Source organism: Nonomuraea sp. C10 (assembly GCF_008017515.1).
GTDB lineage: Bacteria > Actinomycetota > Actinomycetes > Streptosporangiales > Streptosporangiaceae > Nonomuraea > Nonomuraea ferruginea.
On record NZ_VPFF01000003.1, the window covers coordinates 1355958 to 1377001 of the forward strand.

Below are 21044 nucleotides of genomic sequence, written 5' to 3' on the forward strand. Positions count from 1 at the left end.
AGGAGTGCGCATGTTGGGTAAACGCAGTGCGCTGGCAGGAGCCACCATCGTGGCCTGCCTGGCATTCCCCCTCGCCGTCCCCGCCATGGCCGACCCGGCCCCCATGGCGGACCCGGCAACCCCGCCGTCGGTGATCGACGCGCTCGAACGCGACCTCGGGCTCACCGAGCGGCAGGTCGTCACCCGGCTGGCCAACGAGCAGCGCGCCGCCGCCACCGAGGCCACCCTCACCGCCTCGTTAGGCGACTCCTACGGCGGCTCCTGGCTGAACGCCGACGCCTCCAAGCTCATGGTCGCCACCACCGACGCCGCCGAGGCCCCGGCCATCGAGGCCAAGGGCGCCCAGCCGGTCGTCGTCGGCCGCACCCTGGCCCAGCTGACCTCCGTGAAGGACCAGCTCGACCTGGCCGCCCAGAAGGGCAAGACCGGCGCCTCCCTCTGGTACGTCGACGTGACCACCAACAGCGTCGTCATCCTGGCCGCCACCCAGGAAGCCGGCGAGGCGCTCGCCGCCGCGGCCGGCGTCGACAAGGGCGTGGTCAAGGTCGCCGTCTCCACAGAGAGCCCGCAGCCGTTCATGGACATCATCGGCGGCTCCGCGTTCTACATCGGCTCCAGCCGGTGCAGCGTCGGCTTCTCCGTCACCCGCGGCAGCACCCCCGGCTTCGTCACCGCCGGCCACTGCGGCCGCGCCGGCTCGCGCACCACGAACCCGACCGGCACCTTCCAGGGCTCGTCCTTCCCCGGCAACGACTACGCCTGGGTCGCCGCTCCCGGCCACAACGCCACCCCGTACGTGCGCGGCTCCGGCGGCGCGCTCGTGACCGTCCGCGGCTCCACGCAGGCGTCGGTCGGCGCGTCCATCTGCCGCTCCGGCTCCACCACCGGCTGGCGCTGCGGCACCATCCAGCAGCACAACGCCAGCGTCCGCTACGCGCAGGGCACTGTCTCCGGCCTGACCCGCACCAGCGCGTGCGCCCAGCCGGGCGACTCCGGCGGCTCGTTCATCTCCGGCAGCCAGGCCCAGGGCGTCACCTCCGGCGGCTCCGGCAACTGCAGCATCGGCGGGACCACGTACCACCAGCCCGTCAACGAGATCCTGTCGGCGTACGGCCTCACCTTGAGAACCGGCTGATCTCCCACCCGAACCCAGCGTGCCCGGCCCACGTCGCCGGGCACGCTGTTTCGTACGAGTGGCCCGATACGCCCTCTTGGGTCCCACTTGGTGTGCCGGCTGCGGGGGCGAACCTACGCTGGAGGAGACAGCTTGCCTGGGGGAGGCAGTGATGGCGAAGTTCCTCGACATGCACCGCGGCATGGCGGGCATCACCGGTGACCAGCTCAAACGGGCACACTCCGCCGACGTCGAGATCCAGGACGAGGAGGGAGTGACCTTCGAGCACGCCTGGGCGGACCCGGAGGAAGGAGTCATCTACTGCCTCTCGGAGGCGCCCACGGCGGACGCGGTCCTGCGCATCCACGAACGCGCCGGCCACCCGGCCGACGAGATCCACCACGTGCCGCTGAGCATCTGAGCCAAGTATGTGACGTAGTTCACACTCCTTTTCGCGAACTCGCGGTGGTCGTACGGGCGAAAGCCGTCGAATGCACTGCGCAGCGAACGGGAGCACCGGGTGATCGCCGAAGAGTCTGGCACGGCCGACGCCGACCTCATACGGCGCTCGCGGCACGACCCGGAGGTCTTCGCCGGACTCTTCGACCGGCATGCCCCCGCACTGCGGCGTTACGTCGCCCGGCGACTCGGCCCGTCCCTGGCCGACGACATCGTCTCCGACGTCTTCCTCACCGCCTTCCGGCGCCGCCACCGCTACGACACGAGCCACCCTGACGCGCGCCCGTGGCTGTACGGCATCGCCGCCCGGCTCGTCAGCCGGCAACGCCGGGTGGAGATCCGGTTCTACCGCGCGCTGGTCCGCACCGGTGTCGACGAGATCACCGAGCCGTACGCCGACCGCGTCGACAACCGGGTCTCGGCGCAGCAGGCCGGGCTGGCGGCGGCCCTCTCCGAGCTGTCGCCCGGCGACCGGGAGGTGCTGTTACTCATGGCGTGGGCCGACATGTCCTACGAGGACGTGGCCCGCGCGCTGGGCATCCCCATCGGCACGGTCCGGTCCCGCCTGCACCGGGCCAGAGCCCGGACGCGCCAGGCGCTCGGCGGAGCCGACCCCACCGTGACGCGAGAGGAGTCTTTGGATGGATGACCTGCGATCGCTGCGCGAGTGGCGGGCCGAGGTGCCCGAGCCGGACCAGGAGTGGTCCATCCCGCAGCGGCGGCGGCTCCTGACCCGGATCCGGCGGCGCAGGTGGACGTGGGCGCACCGCCTGATCACCGTCGGGGCGGCCGGCGCGGCCGTGGCCGTGCTCGCCGTGGTCGCCCTGCCGTCCGAGCCCTCCGTCACGGAACCGGCCGTCACCCCGTCGTCGGCCGTGCGGCTGGACCCCGGCCTGGTGCTGGCCCAGGCCGCGAAGGTGGCGAGCGAGCGCGGCGACGCCCCCCGGCCGGCGCCGACCCAGTGGCACTACACCAGGTCCATGGACAAGCAGCCGACCTCGGACACGGCCCAGACCTACGAGAGGTGGATCCGCTACGACGGCAAGCAGACCGCCGGCTTCGGCGAGAACGGCGACCTGGTGGTCACCGACGTCCCTCCGGACCCGGGCGACGACGACCTGGCGCCGGGGCAGTACGACGCCAAGCTCCGCGGGCTGCCGACCGACCCGAGGAAACTGCTGGCCAAGGTCACGGGCGACCGCCACTGGATCGACTTCCCGCAGGAGAAGGGCGTCCCGCGGAACGCCGAACCGCCCGACGCCCGCGCCTACCGCGTGATCACGCTCTACCTGAGCAGGTACGGCACGATGCCGCCGCGGCTGGAGGCGGCCATGTTCCAGGCCCTGGCCCTCATCCCCGGCGTCCGGATCGAACACGGCGTGACCGACGCCGCGGGCCGCTCCGGCCTGGGCATCTGGCGGGAAGGAGGCGGCGACGTCCGCCGGTACGACATCCTCGACCCGGACACCTACCGCTACCTGGGCACCGCGACGGTCTGGCTGCGCGACTCCCACCTGCCCAAGGGCGCGGTGTGGCGCACGGCCCTGCTGTCGTCGATGATCGTCGACCGCCCGGGCGAGCGAGGCTGAGCGCTTTCACCCCCCGGAGTACCGCCATCCCGACCAGCGGGTGACCTCCACGAGGATCACGGGCCCCGCCGGGCGACGCTCGCGGTACTGGTCGTACTTGGCCACGAGCGCGTCCAGCGCGGCGGCCCGCTCCGGGCCGTCCGGCGCGACGGCGGCGCGGCCGTCCGCCCGCGCCCACCACAGGCGCGTCCAGTCGTCCTCGTAATGGTCGGCCAGCAGCGCGACATTCGGGTTGTCGCCGATGTCGCGCAGCCTCCGCAGGTCGGTGGTCCGCTTCGGTTTGTGGTCGACGGCCGTCATCACCCGGTCGCCGAGGACGGCGAAGGTGACGGGGACGAGGCGTGGCCTGCCCTCGGCGCCCACCGTCGCCAGCCGGGCGACCCGCGCGCCCGCGAACATCCGCCGCGCCGTTTTGGAATCCATGCCTCCAGCATTCCCCGGCGGCCCGTGGTCCGGTGACCGTCACCGTCACGTAAGCGTCCGGGATCGTCACTGCGGGTACGAAGGCCCCATCTCTTAGGGCGAGGAGGAGCATCGCGATGACCCCCGGCTGCGGAAGCTGCGACTGCAACGACGTGATGTACGAGGGCACCCCGTCGCACTGGAAGACGTTGCGCACGGAGTGAACGAGCAGAAGCCCCGCCCCAGATCGGCGGGGCTTCCTCGTGTAGGGTCAGGATCATGCTTGAGAAGTTCATCCGTTCGCGCACTGCCTGAGACGGGTTCCCCATCGAGGCGATCTGATGGTGGCGTCGCGTATCGCGAGCCGCCCGTCGCCCGTCCCGTCGGCTTCTCACACCCGGTGGTCGCCGCGCTCTCAGCGCCGCCACCGTGATCATCGGCGGCTCGGCGCGCCCGTACGGCAGCGCGCGTCCGCCTCAGCTCAACGCGAACGGACTGAACATGTCATCGAACACCTTCGTGCTGGTCCACGGCTCCGGCTCCAACTCGTTCATGTGGACCTCCATCCAGCGCGAGCTCGCGCTGCTCGGCCACCGCAGCCTCGCCGTCGACCTGCCCGGCCACGGCCTCGACGCGCAGTACCCCGTCGCCTACCAGGCCCCGCAGGACCTCGACGCGTGGGCGGCCGAGCCGTCGACGCTGGCGGGCGTCACGCTCCAGGACAACGTCGACCTGGTCACCGACGTGGTGCGCCGCGCCGCCCAGCACGGGCCGGTGGTGCTGGTCGGCGCCAGCCTCGGCGGCGTCACCATCTCGGGGGTGGGCAACGCCATCCCCGAGCTGGTGGACCGGCTCGTCTACATCTCCGCCTGGTCGTGCGTCCGGCTGGCCAACCCCGTCGCGTACATGGGGGAGCCCGAGTTCGCGGACAACCTGATGGCGCCTCTCGCCGCGTTCAACGTCGGCGACCCGGCCGAGGTGGGCGCCGGCCGGGCCAACTACCGCACCGCCGACCCGAAGCTGCTCGCCGACCTCAAGGCCGCGACCCTGGCGGACGTCACCGACGAGCAGTTCCTGGCCTTCCTCAACATCCTGCAGCCGGACGAGTCGATCGCGGTGATGACGGCCGACGCCCGCGTCCAGGCCGGTACCTGGGGCACGATCGCCCGCTCCTACATCCGGCTCACCGGCGACCGGTCGATTCCCCTGGCCATGCAGGACAGGCTGATCGCCGAGGCGGACGCGCTGACCCCCGGCAACCCGTACGACGTGCACACCCTTGACACGTCACACGCGGGATTCGTGTTCAGGCCGGCGGACGTGGCCGCCATCCTCGGCGGCCTGGCCCGCTGACCTCGGCGCGCGGGTGAGCCGGGCCCGGCTCACCCGCGCGCCGCGCGCCGGAACAGCGCCGCGGCGAGGAACGCCGCGCCGCCGCCGAGGGCGGCGAGCCAGAGACCCGACCACAGCAGCGTTTCCGCGACGGGAGCACCGGTGGCCAGCCCGCGCAGGGACTCGGTGACGAGGGTGACCGGCTGGTGGGCCGCGAACCCCTGGAGAAAGCCTGGGAGGCTCCCGGCCGGGATGAACGCGGTCGAGAGGTACGGCAGGAAGAGCGCGACGAAGCTGAACATGCCGGCCGAGTCGACGGACCTGGCCGCCAGCCCCCACGCCGCCGCGATGAGCGTGAAGACCAGGATGTAGGCGGCGAGCAGGGCCGCGATGCCGAGCCACCCGACCGGCGAGGCCGTGGGGCGGAAGCCGAGCGCCACCGCGACCAGCATGACGATGGCGGTGGACACGAGGTTGCGCAGGACACTGGCGAGGACATGCCCGAAGATCACCCCGGACGCCCGGATGGGCATGGTGCGCAGCCGTTCGACGAACCCCTTGGAGACGTCGGTGTGGACGGAGGTCGCGGTGAGCGCGGCGCCGAACCCCGCGCACAGCAGCATGACGCCCGGCGTGACGTAGTCGGCGTACGCACCGCCGACGGCGCCGCCGAGCGCCGTGCCGAAGACCGTGACGAACAGCAGCATGATGGCGACAGGCGCGACGATCGCGGTGACGAGGCTGTCGAGGTTCCGCAGCGAGTGGATGACGCTGCGCTTGGTGAAGACCAGTTCCGCGGTGCTCATCAGGGGAGTTTCCGATCGGTGGTGGTGTGTCCGGTCAGGGCCAGGAACGCGTCGTCCAGGGTGGGAGCCTGGACGGAGAACGTCCGGACGACCCGGCCCCGGTGGTGGAGGCGGTTGAGCACTTCCCTGACGCGTTCGGGGTCGCCGTCGGTGACCTCGCGGACGGTCGTCCCGTCGTCCAGGACCAGCTCGATCGATTCGCTGCCCACCTGGCGCTTGAGGTCGGCGGCGGTGCCCGAGGCGACGATGGCGCCGGCGTCGAGCACGGCGACGCGGTCGGCCAGGACGTCGGCCTCCTCCAGATACTGGGTGGTGAGGAAGACGGTCTTGCCCTGCTCGGCGAGGCGGGTGACGACGTCCCAGAGCGCGCCCCGGCTGCGGGTGTCCATGCCGGTGGTCGGCTCGTCCAGGAAGATCACCGGCGGCGAGTCGATGAGACCGGCGGCCAGGTCCAGCCGCCGCCGCATGCCGCCCGAGTAGTGGCCGACGCGACGTGACGCGGCGTCGGTCAGCCCGAACTCCGCGATCAGCTCCCCGGCGCGCTCGCTCGCCGCGCTCTTGGTACGGCCGAGCAGCCGGCCGATCATGACCAGGTTCTCCAGGCCGGTCAGCTCCTCGTCGACGGACGCGTACTGGCCCGTCACGCTGATGAGCTCGCGTACCCGGGGCGCCTCGCGGGCGAGGTCGTGCCCGAGGACGTGGGCGGTGCCGGAGTCGGCGCGGATCAGGGTCGTGAGGATGCGGATGAGCGTGGTCTTCCCCGCCCCGTTGGGCCCCAGCAGGGCGAACACCTGACCCCGGGGGACGTCGAAGCTGACGCCGCGGAGCACGTCGCGATCCCCATAGCGCTTGTGGATGTCGTGGACCGATATCGCATGCGGTGCTGTCATACGTACAGCGTAATGCTTACGCAGTATGTCTGCGCAAGGGTTACGCAGTAATATGGCCGCATGGGAAGCGCGCACGACGACGTGCCGGAACTCCGCGGGGTTCCGAAAGCGGTCCTGCTGGCCTGGAACCTCGCGCCGGCCCCGACCAAGGGCCCGAAACCCCGATGGACGCTCGCGCAGCTGCTCGACGCCGCCGTCAGCCTCGGCGACCGGGGCGGGATCGACGCGATATCCATGAGCGGCCTCGCGAAAGAGCTCGGCAGCGGCACGATGTCGCTGTACCGCTATGTCGAGTCGAGAGAGGACCTCGTCGTCCTCGCCGCCGACCACGCGCTCGGCACCCCGCCCCCGCCCGCGCCGGACGGCGCGACCTGGCGCGAGCGCCTGCGCGCCTGGGTGCTCGACCTGCGCCGGGTCTACCGGGACCACCCCTGGCTGACGGCGGTCCCGGTCGCCACCGAACCGCTGCTCCCCTCGTACGTACGCAGACTCGAAACGGGGCTGGAGTGCCTCGGCGACCTCAACCTGTCCGGCCCGCGCGCGATCACCGTGCTCACGCTGCTGTGGACCTACACGCGGGGCGACGTGGAGCAGAGCGCGCATTTCGCGGCAGCCGGGGAAGGTCACACCACGCAGTTCCTCGCCGCCCGGCTCCGGGTGTTCGGCGGGGACTCCGCGTTCACCCGCGTGCTGGCCGTCCTGGAGGCCGACCAGCCGACGGGGGAGGACGAGTTCCTCGACGCCGTCGAGATCATCCTCAACGGCATCGAGTCCACCGATGCCCACGGGTAGTTCTACTCGGCTTCTGCCACCTGGTTCTCGGGCGGGATCTGAATGCGGACGGGCGCTCTCCAGCCCTTGTAAAGGACGTTCATCCGTACGGCGTCCGCTTTCTCCTCAGGGCCGTAGGGTTCGGTGATGATCTCGGCCTGGAAACGCCTGGGCAGGTCGTCCGGGCCCAGCCAGAGCTTCCACCTGATGCGGCCTCCTGTCCATGCTCCCGTCCCGTAGAGGTGGCCGGCCCAGTAAGAGCTGAGGTGGTCGACCTGCACCGAGCCGTCATAGCGGGTCGTGCGTACGCCGTCGTAACGGTCCCGGGTGGATATTCTCTTGGCGCCCGGGGAGATCAATCGCAGGAACTCCGGGTTCAGGGGCTCGATCAGGTGCCGAGTCCAGCGGAGGGCATCAGTGTCCTCCCTGTGAACCCACTTCTTGCCTTGAGGGACGTCGGTCCAGTCGCCTTGGGAGTAGATGTCACGGCCGACCTGGACCGTTCGCGAGCGGATCGGGTCGCCGCCTCGGGCGAAGGTGGAGCACGTCGAGACATCGACGGCGTACATGCCTGTCTTGGGAACGAAGCGGCGTTTGCCGTGCGCCACTGTCAGGACGGCGCCCTCGCCAGAACCTCGGCGGATTCTCTGCGAGAAGACCACGCCGCTCCTGCGGGCGAACTCGCCCTGCAACGCGGATATCGCCGCAGCCGGAGATCCACGAGTCTGTGCGTGAGCGGCGGTTGCCGGCGGTGACGTGAGCAACAGGGACACGACGCCCAGCAGCGCGCATGAGCTCCTCATGCGACCATCATCCGCGACTGTTGATCTCGGCCTGGTCACCGTGAGGTTGCGGGCGCGGGCCAAGCGCTTGCCGCTGGTCTGCACCGGCTCGGTTCGGCGTGATCGACATGAGACGTATTCGCCGAATCCTGGACCAGAAATCCGTAGGAAGCCTTCCGGCTGACGGTGACTGATAGCAAAAGGCCGGTTACATTGATGCTGACCCGAGTCGCGTCATCCGACCTGTCGAGCCGCGGGAGAGACATGGCCGAGGACATAACGCAGCTGGTCGGCGACATCTCACCCTACGTCACAGCGGCCGTGGCGGCGTATGGCGCGGCGGTGCTGGATAAGGCCAAAGACGAAAGCGCCGAGGCCGGCGTCGCATGGGGACGCAAGATGCTTCAGCGGATTTTTGGAACGCGGGACGAGCATGACGCCCCCGCACCCGTGCGCGATCTGGCTGACCGGCCTGACGATGCTGATCTCCAGATGACTTTGCATGTGCTGATCCGCGAGGTGATGCGGCAGGACGCCGCATTGATTCAGGATATTCGGGGTTTCCTGGCAGTCGCAAGAGACTCCGCAGCACCTGTCGCAACGCTCACGATCATCGCCTCGGCCGTTGATAACGCGCAGCAGGCGGTCCAGGGGCATGGGTACCAAAGCAACACCTTCCACAAGTCGAGCGAGTAGGCAGCCGATGCCACCGGCCACTCGTGCAGCACCTAGATAGTCATGAACCCCGCCGCGCTCTCCTCCTGGCGTGGTCGAAATAGTGCCCCCGGTACATGTGGCCTCTGTCGGTATATAGGCTTCGAGGCCTTACTTAATGGTGCTGGCAGCTCAGCCTAAAGCGCGTAAGCCATCTGTGGCTTTCGTGGACAATGGATTGATGTTAATATGAAAAAGACTCGCATTCACGTGACCGCAGTCTGGAGGATCCATGTTCAAAAGACGTATCGGCCCGCCTCCACATGAAGGTGGCGGTAATGGAAGCGCCGCGGCCAACAGTTGTCCCGACATCTGGGAGCTCGAATCGGGTGACTTCGCGGTCATCGGGATGGAGCGGACCGCGCAGTTACGTCCGCACCTGCCATCCGACGCGTTTCTCGACCCCGGCGAAGGAATCGTAGTGCTGCCCCGGCATGTCCTGATAAAAGCACGCGAGAACATTCCGCAGGAATAAGCGCTGCTTTTGCGTCTCAAGTGCGCGATGCCAGCGCACCCGCATCGATACAGTGAAGTGCGCTGGCGGCGTATCAGCCAGCGCGTCCGCGTATGGCTTGCGATCGGGAGGGGCAGCATATATGGCGCTATATCCGCCCACTAAATATCGCCGATTGGCTACCACAGCCGGCGGCGTGGATGATTTCATGGCCTTCTTTCGGGATCTGCGAAGAAGCTGGGTAAAGGTCGAATGTCTGCAGGAATACGACGAGTCGGGCTTTTCCGCGTACGATGCCTTCAGGAATGGTGACTACGATGAGGCGGCGAGGCGTGTGCGTGAGATGGTCTTGGGTCAGCGAGAGCTCTATGGTCACGCCGTCGAACATGGCATCGCCATGACTCGCATACGTGTGTGCGAGCTACCTCTGAGCCCTTATCTTGAACATTACGAGTTCGCGGCCTATCTCGCGGACATCGAGTGTGGTGAGGAAATCCGCCTGGTAGAGGCTGTCGACGTGCGTCCGCTCTTGGATGAGACGGGCATTTCTGATTTCGTGCTGTTCGACCGCGAACGCGTGATTGCGTTGATTTATGATAAGCGTTCTGCGTCCTTGCGTGAGGCGCGCCTTGTGGAAGACGCTGAACTGGTTCATGCGTACGCGGCGGTGACCGACGAGCTCATGGAAAAATCGGTGCCCATGATGCAAAGCTCAATATACTTGAATTCTATCAGCCGAATATCAGAAAAGACCAACAACTCCCACAGGCAGTGAATTCAGAAGATGCGGGCCGACGGTGATCGCGGCGGAAGTCCACAGAGTGGACCGGCGTCGCCGCATGTCGTGCAGTCCTCACACGCGCTGAATCAGGCCCAGCAGGCCGCGCAGCAATCGGGTATCCAGTACAACATCTTCATCGGCGCGGATCAGGCCCGCTCTGTCGCCGCCACGGCACCACCGATCGTGGTTCCACAATTGAAGATCGCCTCGCAGGCTCTGCGCGGCCGCGCCGAACTCCTGGAACACGCGGGTGACTTCATCGGCATGCCGCGCCCCGGAGTCGCCTCCGAGCCGCGGGTCATGGTTCTCTACGGTCTTGGTGGCGTCGGCAAGACCACTCTGGCGCTGGAACTCGCTCACCGCGCGATCCGGGCCAACCACCAGGTCTGGTGGGTTCCCGCGGACGACGTGGAAAGCATGCGGTCCGCGCTCTATGCGCTCGCGTTCTCCCTCGGCGCGCGAGACGAGGATTTCGATCACGCGCACCCCTCTGACGTCCTGTGGCGATACCTCAACTCCCTGGATCACGCCTGGCTGCTCGTCATAGACAACGCCGACGATCCGGCCGCTCTCGGAAGCTCCAGCGGCGGTGTCCAAGAAGGAACCCAGTGGTTGCGACCGCCCGCTTCGCACAGGAACGGCGTGATCATTTCCAGTCGTAACGGCAGGCCGGAACGCTGGGCCTCATGGATTCGCATGTGCCACGTCCCTCCCCTTACCTCGGAGGCCGGGGCCCGGGTCCTTGCCGATCTCGCTCCCCGCGCAGGTGACGAACAGGAAGCGGTGGCTCTGTCCGGCGCCTTGGGAGGAGTGCCTCTGGCCCTGGAACTCGCAGGCCGCTACCTGGCGGCAGCGGCGACGGATCCCTTCCCCGGTGAAGACACCCACACATCGTTCAACGCCTACCGGATCAACTTCGACACACGACTGGGACATGTGGACATGCCAGCAGGAAGCTCGGGGGAGTCGGCCAGACGCGCATTGACGACGACATGGGAGATCTCGCTTGACCTGCTCGAGCGTCAAGGTCATGACCTCGCCCGGCCGCTGCTCCGGCTGCTTTCGTGCTGTGGTGTGTCACCTGTTCCCTACCGAGCCGTCATCAGGCCGGAAGTGCTGGCGGACACCACCTTGTTCCCCCGGCCGACGGCACACAGGATAGGGAGCGCCTTGCGAGCGCTCGACGGCCTGGGATTGATCTCGCTGGATCTCGCACCGCGAACGCAAGTCCACAGAGAGAATGCGGATCCCTGGGAATCACGGTTGACCATGCATCCGCTCGTACGCACTGTCACGCGACAGAACTTGCAGCGTCAGGGCGTGCTGGTGGACTACCTGGCGGTTCTCGCCGTGGCGCTGGACAAGGTGACGGCCACGATCGTCCCGGACAACGCCCACCATTGGCCCAGGTGGTCTCTCCTGGCAAGCCACTGCACCGCCCCCCTCGAACTGATGGCGCAACTGGAGATTCGCGATGCCGGCCTCGTCAGCACCTTCCTGCCGGCGGCGGAGAGGGCGGCTTGGTACAGATACATGGCCGGTCACTACCTGCAGGCATCCATCGACTACGCACTACTCCTTGATGTCGCCGAGAAGGCCATCGGCCCAGCCAGCGCCGAAGCTCTGTCGATCGGCAACAACCGCGCGCGGGCCATACGAGACGGCGGCGACAACGCACGAGCGAGAGCCATGCTCCGCGAGCTTCTGGCCGCCGCCTTGGGCGCGCTAGGCAGTGACCACCCGACGGTCCTCGGCATCCGGCTGAACCTTGGCCGCACGCTTCGGGAAAGCGGCGACGTGGCCGGTGCGGAGGCGGAACTGCGAGCCCTGCTGGACGACAGCCGTCGGGTGCTCGGCGAACAGCATTCCGACACGATAGCCACGGCACTCAATCTGGGGGTCTGCCTCCGGTTGCAGGACCGCTTCGCGGAGGCCGAAGCCGTCTACCGCCAGGTCCTGTCTGACTGGCGGCAAGCCCACGCCGCAGACGACCTCACCACGCTGGACATCCGATTCGAACTCGCGGAAACCATGCGTCACCAAGGAGACTTCGCTCAAGCCGAGGCGGAACTGCGTGACCTGGTCACCATGGCGACCAGAGTCTATGGCGAAGACCATCCGAACACGCTGATCATTCGGCGCAGTCTGGCGGCTGTGTTGAGGTCGTCAGGCAGCCTTGAGGCCGCCGATGTCGAGTTCCGCGAGGTGCTGCGTCTACAACGGGGCAAGCTCGGAGCGGAGCATCCGCTGACCAGAGCCACAGAAGCCGCTCTGGAAGCCGGGGACGCATCATGATCCGGAGCGGTGTACATGTACGCCATGGGCTCCTGCATGAGCTGGCAAGGGACCATCGGCTCGACGACCGTGAAGAAGACGCGCACCAACTGCGACTGATAAGGCCCTCTCCCCGCGACGGGGGGTGAGGGCCTGTGCATCAGTCCTCGAGCTTGCTGGTGACCTGACTCTTGGGCGGCTGCTTGATCGAGACCTTGGCGCCCCAGCCGGTGTAGCGGGTCTCGGTCACGACCGTCTTCTCCTCCCATGAGGGGATGGCGGCGAGGTCGGTGGCCACCCAGGAGGTCTTCAGCTTGCTCGGCAGGCCCCTGCGGTCCACGGTGAGGGTGTAGGCGACGGTGGCCTCGGTCGACCGCGTCAGCCCAATCGTCTCCCTGAACCAGGGGGAGATGTTGGAGAGCCGTTCGAAGGTGATCGTCCCTGTGTAGGAGGAGCCGCTGCGCTTGCCGCGCTTCACCAGCTCCGCCAGCGTGGCGGGTTCGAGCGGGCTCACCACCTGGCCGAACAGGCTGCTGACGGTCCCCATGTTGAACAGGCTGAAGGTCTTGTACCAGGTCTTGCCCTTCGGGAGGCGTTCGGCCAGGCTCCCGCCCGACCGCCAGGCGTCCTTGCCTATGATGATCGTCCGCTCGGGCTTGGTGGTGTGCCCCTCGAACAACGGCGAGGCGAACGTGCCCCGCACGTCGGAGGCGACGATGCCCTTCTTGCCGAACTGGACGACACCCTTACGGCGTACCAGCGGGTCCTTGTTGATGCTGCCGACGAACGCGCTCGCGTCGGTGAACCGGACGCCCTTCCCGGCCTTGAGCTGTGCCTTGAGCGCGGACACGGGATTCTTGGCGGCGGACTCGGCCTGTGCGGGTAACGGCGCGAGGAACAGGGCCGCGCCGGCCACGAAAGTGATCACAAGTTTCATGAGTGGCCATCCTGCCCGGCGATGATCACAGCCGCATGTCATTAAGCTGGCCAGTGCTTCTCTCCGAGATCTGGGCCTTCCACTCCGGTCAGTGTCATCCGGCGAAACGACGCCAAGCGCGGGACGGTCAAGGGGACACGGAGCACGGAACCACCGAAACACTCTCTGAAAGAGGACCCCAGCATGCCCCTGTCTGTAAAAGTCGCGCGGAACCTGATCTGGTTCCAGGCGACAATCACCCTGCTCGGCATTGTCCTGCTCATTATGGGCCTGGTCTTAGAACCCGGTGAATCCGTGGAAGGACTGTCCTATGCCCCCTTCTACCTTCCACCACTCGCCGCCGCTTGGTTGGCGAACCAGTGGCACACCCGTCGCCCGTGGGTCCGTCACGCCACCATCGCAGTTCAGCTCACCATCCCCTTGCTCGACTTCATCGACTTCCTGATTTCAGACACCCTCGGGTGGGTCCTCACCGCACCCTGGTCCGCGCTCATCGTGACTCTCCTCCTGCTTCCTCCGGCGAAAACGTGGTTCGCCCCGGCACAGCAAAGCCCACGCACCCCGTCGCAGCCGGCACCGCCCGCCGCCACCTGACATTCCGTGGCACCGATGAATTCCGGGCGGCGGCGTCGTCTACAGCATCAGCGACAGGCCACGGACGCCGCGCCCCCGCGAGAGTTGCGGCCCGTGGGTCTTAGACGACCCGAGACCACGGAGTTCTGATCATGCGGAAGCTGATAGCGACAGTGTTCAACTACTCCCTCGACGGCTTCCTCGCCGACGAGGGCACCGAGTTTTTCGAGTTCTGCTTCGGCCTGCCCGAGAACCGCGAGCCCGACGACCCGGCGCATCTCGACTTTCTCCAGAGCGCCCACGCGCACCTCATGGGCCGCACCGCGTACGAAGGCATGGCCCGGGCCATGACGACCACCGACCACCCGTTCGCGGACATTCTGAACGCCGGGCGCAAGGTCGTCTTCTCCCGGACCATGAAGACGGCCGACTGGGCCAACACCACCGTCGCCGCCGGTGACACGGCAGAAGAGATCGACAAGCTCAGGCTGGGCGGCGACGGCCACATCGTGGTCTGGGGCGGCGTCAGCCTCTGGCAGTCGCTCATGCGGCTCGACCTGATCGACGAGTTCCAGGTGAGCATGTTCCCCTACGTCGCGGGTGAGGGCACCCGGCTGTTCGACGGCGTCCCCAAGTCTTACCAGCTCGACCTGGTCTCCAGCACCGCCTCCAGCAACGGGATCGTCTATCTGCAGTACGGGCGACACCGCTGATTCAGCGACCGGACATGAATTGGGGCGTTCGGTTGGTACGGCGGGGCCGGCGCCAGGCACACTGTGGCACCCCTTCAGACGAAGGACGCCGGTGAACGCCCGGGCGCCGCGCTCTGCAACAGATGGTGTGTCGGCGCACGAGCTGCCGCAGCTCTGCGATGTGCACCCGGACGGACATGTCAGGCCGGCGCTGGGATGGCCGGTGCCGGCGGGTGGCCCGGATCGTCGCGGTGGAAGATCGCCAGGAGGGCGAACCAGACCAGGATCATGATTCCGGCCGGGCGCAGGTACTCCTCAGCGAGCAGGGTGCCGACGAAGGAGTAACCGGCGAGCCAGACGCCAGTGACGACGCCGACCACGCGGATCGGCCAGGAGTGGCTGACCAGGGAACTCGCCACAATCCAGACGCCGGCGAGGACGTGGCCGCCGAGCCGGACCGCCCAGGCCGTGTCGTATTCGACCGCGTTGATCATGAGGATGCCGGCGAGCACATCGAGAACCACCCAGCCGTAGCCCGCGGCTTTGGCCCAGGGCGCCGCCTCCAGGCGGGACACCAGAAAGAGGATCGAGAGGTGGAAGAAGACGCCCAGGTATTCTCCCCACGCCACGTCCGGGTCCGTGAAGAAGGCGATCACGGCAGGCAGGAACAGAACGAGCGGTAACAGCGCCAGCAGGCGGAGGCTGGCGTAGTGCCGTCGAGCATCGAGCATCGGAGAAGTCCTTCGCATGAGCCGTATGGTCAGGTCGAACACTAGAAAGGCGGTGTTGACATGTCAACAGCTAGCCAAGGTGAGGCGACTGAGCTGTGGCTGCGATGGAAACGCGCTCATGAGCTGGTCCGTGCCGCCGTCATCGCCGAAACCACAGCGGCGTCCGGCCTCTCCGAGGCGGAACTGAGCGTCTTGGTCTGCCTGCACGAGTCCGGCGGGAGCCTGCGGCAGAACGCCCTCGCCGCCGCACTCGGCTGGGACCGGACGCGGCTGTCGCACCTGCTGACCCGGATGGCCGACCGCGACTACGTGGCCCGCGACAAGGTTCCGAACGGGGTGGAGGTCACGCTACGCCCGGAAGGCATAAACACGATCAAGGCGACATTGCCGACACTGGAGATGGCCACTCGCCGCCACCTGCTGGACCGGCTCGGCCCGGACGACGCCAGAACGCTCAGGGCCATCGCCGATCGCCTCCTGTCCGGCGACGGGGACAACTGAGCCGGAGCGCCTCCCTAGGGTTCTGCTGCTCATGGCGACATGGCGGATGTGTGTCGCCGGGCGTATTGGAAAATTCGCCTCGGCTGCTGACCACTAAACGGTGTCTTCGTGATCATCCCGAAGATGAGTCCCTGCTGAGGGCTGTCGTTTGGGGTGCTGCTCAACAATGGCCATCGCGACGGCGGCAATCATGAATCCCACTCCGGCAATGGCGAAGATCTGCATTACCTCACGGATCGGCTGTGCTGGGGACCCGCCCTCCATTGCGCCGCATGATCCGAAAACCGCCAGCAGGAGGAAAGAGGTTCCTAACACCAAGAAAGTCCGACGGCCGGTCATCATGAAAGCTGATGGTACTGCAAAAGAGCGGGCCGACCTGGGCCTCTTGGTGGGTGGAGCCCAAGAGAGATTCGAACTCCTGGCTTCCTGCTTGGAAATCGGCCCGACCTTGCGCCGTATGGCCGCGAACTGGGAAAACGCGTGTCTGTGAGTGACCGTGACTGACCGCTCGTCACCTGTGTCCAATTACACGACGATCATGCGCCGATCACTTGCTATGCGGGTCCGGCCGTGCTGGGCTCACTGCCGTGAGCAAAGTTTGGTACCCCGGCGAGCTCGCGCTTCCTCTTGCCTTCCCGAACCGCCGCTTCCGCCTCTGGAGCTACGTGCCCACACACAGCGGCCTCGTCGTGCGGACGGAGTTCGAGCCTGACACGCCCCATGTCGAACTGCTCTTCCAGTCCGTCCACCTGATCAACCTCCCGACCAGGATGAACGGGCTCATGGTCGCTGTCGACGAGGGTAGGGGAGCCTCGGGCGTGACATTCACCGTGAGCGGCGATGATTTCTCGGGGCGCGTCATCGCGAACCGCCTATGTCTTGGCGTAGAGGAACGATCAAAATACAGTCCAGTCTCGATCTTCCACGGCTTGCTGAGCAGTGAATTCCCGCCCGAGCCACGCGCTCCCGCCTGATCATCCCGGAGCCGGAGCGCCCCACCGGAGGCACTATCTGGGGCGGCGCAGCATCACCCTGGCGAGCCAGATGATGGTGGGTAAGAGGATCAACAGAACAGCGAAGCCGGCTCCGACAGCGAGCTCGGCGTCACTCCACAGCTGGATCGCATCCACCCTGCGAGGCTAGCCGTGAAGAGGATCAGTCGGAATGCTGCGCAGACGCGGCCCGAGCGCGGGCGCACGCGAGAACGGCCCTCAGGCCGCACGCGCAGCATGGGGCCGCTTGGCGGCGCTGCGCGCTGCCCTTGATCCATAACAGATTAATTCGGCAAGTTCTCCAAGGTCAGCGACCACGGATAGTCCTCGATACGTTCTGCTCCGGAGCTTGGCGGGTGCGGCTCGAACTGGCCGGGGCCGAGCAGTACACGTATGCCTTCGGCACGGAGCTGCTCGACGCTGCGCTGGAAGGGGACGCGTGCGGCCAGGGCGGTGTTGACGAAGGGCAGGATGACGACGGGGATGCCAAGCCCTGGGGCTTCGGACAGGACACCGAGTGCGTAGGTGTCGGCGATGCCCTGGGCGAACTTGTTGATCGTGTTGTAGGTGGCCGGGGCGACGATGATGGCGTCGGCGCGCGGTGACTTGGGCTCGTGCGGCTTGCGGTACTGGCTCCGGACGGGGCGGCCGGTCTGCTTCTCCAGTTCGGCAACGTCGATGAAGTCGAGTGCCGACGGGGTGGCGATGATCTGGACGGTCCAGCCGGCGGCTTGGGCGAGGGTGACGAGGCGCCCGACGTCTGGGGCTGGTCCTGCGGCGCAGACGATGGTGTACAGGACTTGGCCGGGTCGGGTCACGCGATGACTCCCAGGGTTGCCGCGTAGTCGCGGGCTTTGCGGCGGACGCTGATCGGGGCTGTTGCCAGGATGTCACGTACCAGCCGGAGGGCAGCGGGGCGGCGGACGATTTCCTGTGGGGTGCGGCGCGCAGGATGTGCAGGGCCCTGTCGTACCGGTTCCACATGAGGAAGGCGGGGGAGGTGTGGCTCCGTGGAGCAGCAGAGATCCGTAGATCTACAGGTCATCGGGGGTGGGCTCGGCGAGGTGTTCGGCTGCGCTGCGGGCCGCGCCGGTGGCTGCGTGCTGGTGGCCGCCGTCCATCAGGGCGTGGGTATGACCGATTGCCGGGAATCGAGGCTGGCTAGCTTTCGATGTCCGCAACAGAGATCGAAAAGGCCCTCTCCCCGTCCAGGGGAAGAGGGCCTTCGAAGAGCGGAGGATCGGGGATTTGAACCCCGGATGGGCGGTAAACCCAAACCGCATTAGCAGTGCGGCGCCATAGACCTGACTAGGCGAATCCTCCTCGGGAGCCGTGTGGCCAGAGTTAGAGTACCGGCCTTCGGCCCAGGCGGCAAAGCGGTAACCCGTCCACCGTGGGGGCGAGTCATCCACAGCCTGTGGGTAACGGGCTGTGGAAAAGAGCCCGCCCCTGGTCGAGGGCGGGCTCAAGCCTGTGGATAACCCAGGACTCAGGCGGCCGGGTTGGCCTCGCCCTCGATCTCGATCTTGACCTTCTTGCCGACCAGGACGCCGCCGGTCTCCAGGGCCTGGTTCCAGGTCAGGCCGAACTCCTCGCGGTCCAACTCGGTGCTGATCGAGAAGCCCCACACCGGCTGGCCCCACGGGTTGGTGCCGACGCCGCCGTACTCGACGTCGAGCTCGACTTCCTTGGTGACGTCGCGGATCGTGAGGTCGCCGACGACCTTGAACTCGTCGCCGCCGTCGGCGACGACGCGCTTGCTCCGGAAGGTGATCTCGGGGAACTTCTCGACGGAGAGGAAGTCGTCGCTGCGCAGGTGGCCGTCGCGGTCGCCGACGCCCGTGCTGATGCTCTCGGTCTTGATCGTGAGCTCGGCGGTCGACTGGAGGAGGTCCTCGGCGATCGTGATGCTGCCGGAGAACTCGGAGAAGTTGCCGCGGACCTTGCTGACCATCATGTGCTTGACGACGAAGCCGATGCGGGTGTGGGCGACGTCGAGAGCGTACGTGCCCGCGACGGGGATGGTCAGGCCGTTCCAGGTGCGAGTGGTCATGAGAAGAAGTCCTTCAGGAGTGTGCTTGTTGTGCGGACAGTTGCGACAACAAACATCTACACGAGGAATATTCCCTCCGTCAACTAACGTCGTCTACAGTATGGATGTGACCAACATGAACGACCCTCGGCTGACAGCCATCGGGCTGCTGACGGAGGTTTACGCAGGGCTGACGGCCAGATTGCAGCCGGTGTTCAACGCCGCGGGCCTGTCGGAGATCGACTTCGAGACGCTGATCAGGCTCGGCCGCTCGCCCCGGCAGGCGCTGCGCATGACCGACCTGGCGGCGCAGACCGGCCTGTCCACGAGCGGGGTGACCCGCGTGGTCGATCGTTTGGAACGTGACGGCCTGGTCATCCGCGAGGCGTGCGCCACCGACCGCCGGGCCTCGTACGCCACGCTCACCCCGGCCGGCCGGGAGAAGCTGGAGGAGGTGCTGCCCCAGCACCTGGCCGACGTCGACGAGCTCCTCACGGGCCTGCTCAGCGGGGAGGAGCTGGACGGGTTCCTGGCCGCGCTCCGCAAGATCCGGAGCGTCGTGCGGCCCTGCGCTACGGCGGGGGCTGTAGAGGTGACAGCTCAGTCCTGAGCTTGGCCATCGCCCGCGACACGGTGCTCTTCACCGTGCCCACGCTGATGCCGAGTCTCCTGGCGATCTCCGGTTCGGTCATGTCCTCGTAGTACCGCAGCACGACCGCCGCCCGCATGCGCGCGGGCAGCCCCTGCAACGCCTGCTCCAGCCGCTCGTGCACCTCGCCGCCGGCACTGTCCGTGACGATGACCGTCTCGGGCAGCTCGTCCGACGGGTACTCCTCCAGCTTCCGGCGCCGCCACTGCGAGATGTTGATGTTGACCATGGCCCGCCGCACGTACCCGTCGAGCGCGGCCCTGTCCTGGATGCGGTCCCAGGCCAGATAGGTCTTGGTGAGCGCGTTCTGCAGCAGATCCTCGGCGTCCAGCGGGTGCCCGGTGAGCTGGTTCGCGGCACGCAGCAGCGCCGGACCGCGCGCTCGTACGTACTCGCGGAACTCTTCTTCCACCCTGGCCGTCTGCATCGTGGCCAGAATCGCAGCCCAGAGCCCTGATCAGGCTGACCCGCAATCCAGGATTCGGCCCGCCGACGACAAAGGTCCGTCAAGGTCGGTGGCAGATTGTTCGACGCCGGATGTCATCTCCTTCACTGGGGGATGCGTATTTTGCTCTTGTCTGCGGCGTACGGCGCGACCTCTCTTCCGGCCGTGTGACCCTAGAACGCATGGCGTATCCGAGCGTTGACCGCAGGCGGGTGCTGGCCGCCGCGGTGCTGGGCCGCGAGCCGGGAGTTCCGGGCCCGGGCCCGGAAGGGGAGCCGCTACGCGCGGTCACCGGGCAGATCCGCGACGTCAGCCCGCACCTCATCCTCGTCGAGACCCCCGAGGGCGGGAGTGAGCGGCTGGTCATCGCGCCGTGGGCCAAGGCCTGGCACGGCGCCGACGTCACGCCCGCCGACCTGCCCGTCGGGGCGAGGGTCGTCATGCGTACGCGCGAGGGCCGCGTGGTCGAGCGCATCTGGGCCGACACGATCCGCATCACCGGCACGATCATGTCCGTCGAAGGCCGCAAGGACGTCACGGTCGAGCTCGACTGCGGGCCGCACCGGGGCCGCCGGACCATTCTCATCCCGTACCGCGCGACCGGCAGGCTGCGGGTGCGCCATCCCCAGTTCGAGCCGGGCTACCTGTTCGACGCGATCGGCATCAGGAAGGACGGCACGGCGCTGGCCATGCTGCCCGCCACCTCCCAGCCCGCCTACCCGGCGCGGTCGGTGCCGGCGCCGCCGCCCGCCTACGGCGGCATGACCTCCCGCATCTCCGGCACCGTCACCTGGGCCGACGCCTTCGACGAGGACGAGCGGGGCGCGGCCTACCCCATGGTGGAGCGCTCCGACGCGGGCTGCCCGGACGCCGGGGTGTCCTGCGCCGGGCTGCCCTACCTCGCGATCGGCTCGCTGCTGCAGGTGCACAATGTGTGCGACGGCCGCTCGGTGAACGTGCCGATCGTCGCGTGCGGCTGCCTGGCCGGGCGCTTCTGCGACCGCTGCGTCGAGTGCGACACCTCGCCGCGCGGGCGGATCGCCGAGCTGTCGCCCCTCTCGTACGTCGAACTTGGCGGCGACCTGGTCAAAGGGTGTTTCAACGCGCAGATCGGCTTGGGGTGA

Annotated in this window: 26 protein-coding genes and 1 tRNA gene; 17 read left to right on the forward strand and 10 right to left on the reverse strand. The window is 67.4% G+C overall.

What is annotated here, in order from left to right:
- The first annotated feature begins 10 nt into the window (after positions 1-10).
- From FR742_RS38015 to FR742_RS38030, 4 genes are all read left to right on the forward strand, one after another.
- A complete protein-coding gene (locus tag FR742_RS38015; RefSeq protein ID WP_148036082.1) occupies positions 11-1135 on the forward strand; it encodes a S1 family peptidase in 1125 nt (374 codons plus the stop codon).
- Positions 1136-1286: 151 nt separating this feature from the next.
- Complete coding sequence (locus FR742_RS38020; protein WP_148036083.1) at positions 1287-1535, forward strand: SCO4226 family nickel-binding protein; 249 nt, start codon at positions 1287-1289, stop codon at positions 1533-1535.
- A 99-nt stretch (positions 1536-1634) separates the two neighbouring features.
- Complete coding sequence (locus FR742_RS38025) at positions 1635-2222, forward strand: RNA polymerase sigma factor (RefSeq protein WP_148036084.1); 588 nt, start codon at positions 1635-1637, stop codon at positions 2220-2222.
- Entirely contained in the window at positions 2215-3162 is a 948-nt protein-coding gene (locus tag FR742_RS38030) for a CU044_5270 family protein (RefSeq protein ID WP_148036085.1), read from the forward strand. The genes FR742_RS38025 and FR742_RS38030 overlap by 8 nt, the downstream gene beginning before the upstream one ends.
- A gap of 6 nt (positions 3163-3168) precedes the next feature.
- Here the strand turns inward: FR742_RS38030 and FR742_RS38035 are convergent, their stop codons facing one another.
- A complete protein-coding gene (locus FR742_RS38035; RefSeq protein WP_148036086.1) occupies positions 3169-3585 on the reverse strand; it encodes a TIGR03668 family PPOX class F420-dependent oxidoreductase in 417 nt (138 codons plus the stop codon).
- A gap of 480 nt (positions 3586-4065) precedes the next feature.
- Between FR742_RS38035 and FR742_RS38040 the strand changes: the two genes are divergently transcribed.
- Entirely contained in the window at positions 4066-4917 is an 852-nt protein-coding gene (locus tag FR742_RS38040; protein WP_148036087.1) for an alpha/beta fold hydrolase, read from the forward strand.
- A 29-nt stretch (positions 4918-4946) separates the two neighbouring features.
- Here FR742_RS38040 and FR742_RS38045 read toward each other — a convergent pair whose 3' ends face one another.
- Both FR742_RS38045 and FR742_RS38050 read right to left on the reverse strand, forming a co-directional pair.
- Positions 4947-5702 carry an ABC transporter permease gene (locus FR742_RS38045; RefSeq protein ID WP_148036088.1) on the reverse strand — a complete coding sequence of 252 codons (756 nt, stop codon included), beginning with the start codon at positions 5700-5702 and terminating at the stop codon, positions 4947-4949.
- The gene (locus tag FR742_RS38050) at positions 5702-6592 is read right to left on the reverse strand and encodes an ATP-binding cassette domain-containing protein (RefSeq protein WP_148036089.1); all 891 of its coding nucleotides are present in this window, start codon (positions 6590-6592) and stop codon (positions 5702-5704) included. The genes FR742_RS38045 and FR742_RS38050 overlap by 1 nt, the downstream gene beginning before the upstream one ends.
- Positions 6593-6652: 60 nt before the next feature.
- On the opposite strand from FR742_RS38050, the gene FR742_RS38055 reads away from it, so the two are divergent.
- Positions 6653-7384: a TetR/AcrR family transcriptional regulator gene (locus tag FR742_RS38055; protein WP_148036090.1), complete on the forward strand. Its 732-nt coding sequence runs from the start codon at positions 6653-6655 to the stop codon at positions 7382-7384.
- 2 nt (positions 7385-7386) lie between these two features.
- On the opposite strand, the gene FR742_RS38060 is transcribed toward FR742_RS38055, so the two are convergent.
- Positions 7387-8025 carry a hypothetical protein gene (locus FR742_RS38060; RefSeq protein WP_148036091.1) on the reverse strand — a complete coding sequence of 213 codons (639 nt, stop codon included), beginning with the start codon at positions 8023-8025 and terminating at the stop codon, positions 7387-7389.
- Between the two features lie 384 nt (positions 8026-8409).
- On the opposite strand from FR742_RS38060, the gene FR742_RS38065 reads away from it, so the two are divergent.
- The 4 genes from FR742_RS38065 to FR742_RS38080 all read left to right on the forward strand — a co-directional run bounded on the left by FR742_RS38065 (position 8410) and on the right by FR742_RS38080 (position 12389).
- A complete protein-coding gene (locus FR742_RS38065) occupies positions 8410-8841 on the forward strand; it encodes a hypothetical protein (protein ID WP_148036092.1) in 432 nt (143 codons plus the stop codon).
- 250 nt (positions 8842-9091) lie between these two features.
- A complete protein-coding gene (locus FR742_RS38070) occupies positions 9092-9334 on the forward strand; it encodes a hypothetical protein (protein WP_148036093.1) in 243 nt (80 codons plus the stop codon).
- 175 nt (positions 9335-9509) lie between these two features.
- A complete protein-coding gene (locus FR742_RS38075) occupies positions 9510-10088 on the forward strand; it encodes a DUF6879 family protein (protein ID WP_148036094.1) in 579 nt (192 codons plus the stop codon).
- Between the two features lie 69 nt (positions 10089-10157).
- Positions 10158-12389, forward strand: a complete 2232-nt coding sequence (locus tag FR742_RS38080) for a tetratricopeptide repeat protein (protein ID WP_187281567.1) — start codon at positions 10158-10160, stop codon at positions 12387-12389.
- 139 nt (positions 12390-12528) lie between these two features.
- Here FR742_RS38080 and FR742_RS38085 read toward each other — a convergent pair whose 3' ends face one another.
- The gene (locus tag FR742_RS38085) at positions 12529-13305 is read right to left on the reverse strand and encodes a hypothetical protein (RefSeq protein ID WP_148036096.1); all 777 of its coding nucleotides are present in this window, start codon (positions 13303-13305) and stop codon (positions 12529-12531) included.
- 183 nt (positions 13306-13488) lie between these two features.
- On the opposite strand from FR742_RS38085, the gene FR742_RS38090 reads away from it, so the two are divergent.
- Both FR742_RS38090 and FR742_RS38095 read left to right on the forward strand, forming a co-directional pair.
- Positions 13489-13899, forward strand: coding sequence for a hypothetical protein (locus FR742_RS38090; protein ID WP_148036097.1), 411 nt, complete (start codon positions 13489-13491; stop codon positions 13897-13899).
- A gap of 131 nt (positions 13900-14030) precedes the next feature.
- On the forward strand, positions 14031-14591 hold the full coding sequence (locus FR742_RS38095) for a dihydrofolate reductase family protein (protein ID WP_148036098.1): 561 nt from the start codon (positions 14031-14033) through the stop codon (positions 14589-14591).
- Positions 14592-14770: 179 nt separating this feature from the next.
- On the opposite strand, the gene FR742_RS38100 is transcribed toward FR742_RS38095, so the two are convergent.
- Positions 14771-15301 (reverse strand): hypothetical protein, encoded by a 531-nt coding sequence (locus FR742_RS38100; protein WP_148036099.1) that lies wholly within the window; start codon positions 15299-15301, stop codon positions 14771-14773.
- A 60-nt stretch (positions 15302-15361) separates the two neighbouring features.
- Here FR742_RS38100 and FR742_RS38105 point away from each other — a divergent pair, with 60 nt between their 5' ends.
- The 3 genes from FR742_RS38105 (at position 15362) to FR742_RS38115 (ending at position 16776) form a co-directional block, all read left to right on the forward strand.
- Positions 15362-15802, forward strand: coding sequence for a MarR family winged helix-turn-helix transcriptional regulator (locus FR742_RS38105; protein WP_148036100.1), 441 nt, complete (start codon positions 15362-15364; stop codon positions 15800-15802).
- A 166-nt stretch (positions 15803-15968) separates the two neighbouring features.
- Positions 15969-16292 (forward strand): hypothetical protein, encoded by a 324-nt coding sequence (locus FR742_RS38110; protein WP_148036101.1) that lies wholly within the window; start codon positions 15969-15971, stop codon positions 16290-16292.
- 97 nt (positions 16293-16389) lie between these two features.
- Complete coding sequence (locus FR742_RS38115) at positions 16390-16776, forward strand: hypothetical protein (RefSeq protein WP_148036102.1); 387 nt, start codon at positions 16390-16392, stop codon at positions 16774-16776.
- A gap of 302 nt (positions 16777-17078) precedes the next feature.
- On the opposite strand, the gene FR742_RS38120 is transcribed toward FR742_RS38115, so the two are convergent.
- The 3 genes from FR742_RS38120 to FR742_RS38130 form a co-directional block, all read right to left on the reverse strand.
- The gene (locus FR742_RS38120; protein ID WP_148036103.1) at positions 17079-17612 is read right to left on the reverse strand and encodes a flavoprotein; all 534 of its coding nucleotides are present in this window, start codon (positions 17610-17612) and stop codon (positions 17079-17081) included.
- A gap of 415 nt (positions 17613-18027) precedes the next feature.
- Positions 18028-18117 (reverse strand) — tRNA-Ser (locus FR742_RS38125).
- 166 nt (positions 18118-18283) lie between these two features.
- Entirely contained in the window at positions 18284-18847 is a 564-nt protein-coding gene (locus tag FR742_RS38130) for a YceI family protein (protein WP_148036104.1), read from the reverse strand.
- Positions 18848-18947: 100 nt separating this feature from the next.
- Between FR742_RS38130 and FR742_RS38135 the strand changes: the two genes are divergently transcribed.
- Complete coding sequence (locus FR742_RS38135) at positions 18948-19436, forward strand: MarR family winged helix-turn-helix transcriptional regulator (protein WP_148036105.1); 489 nt, start codon at positions 18948-18950, stop codon at positions 19434-19436.
- Here the strand turns inward: FR742_RS38135 and FR742_RS38140 are convergent.
- A complete protein-coding gene (locus FR742_RS38140; RefSeq protein WP_148036106.1) occupies positions 19399-19902 on the reverse strand; it encodes a SigE family RNA polymerase sigma factor in 504 nt (167 codons plus the stop codon). The two genes, FR742_RS38135 and FR742_RS38140, sit on opposite strands and share 38 nt — an antisense overlap.
- A gap of 200 nt (positions 19903-20102) precedes the next feature.
- Between FR742_RS38140 and FR742_RS38145 the strand changes: the two genes are divergently transcribed.
- Entirely contained in the window at positions 20103-21044 is a 942-nt protein-coding gene (locus FR742_RS38145) for a hypothetical protein (protein WP_148036107.1), read from the forward strand.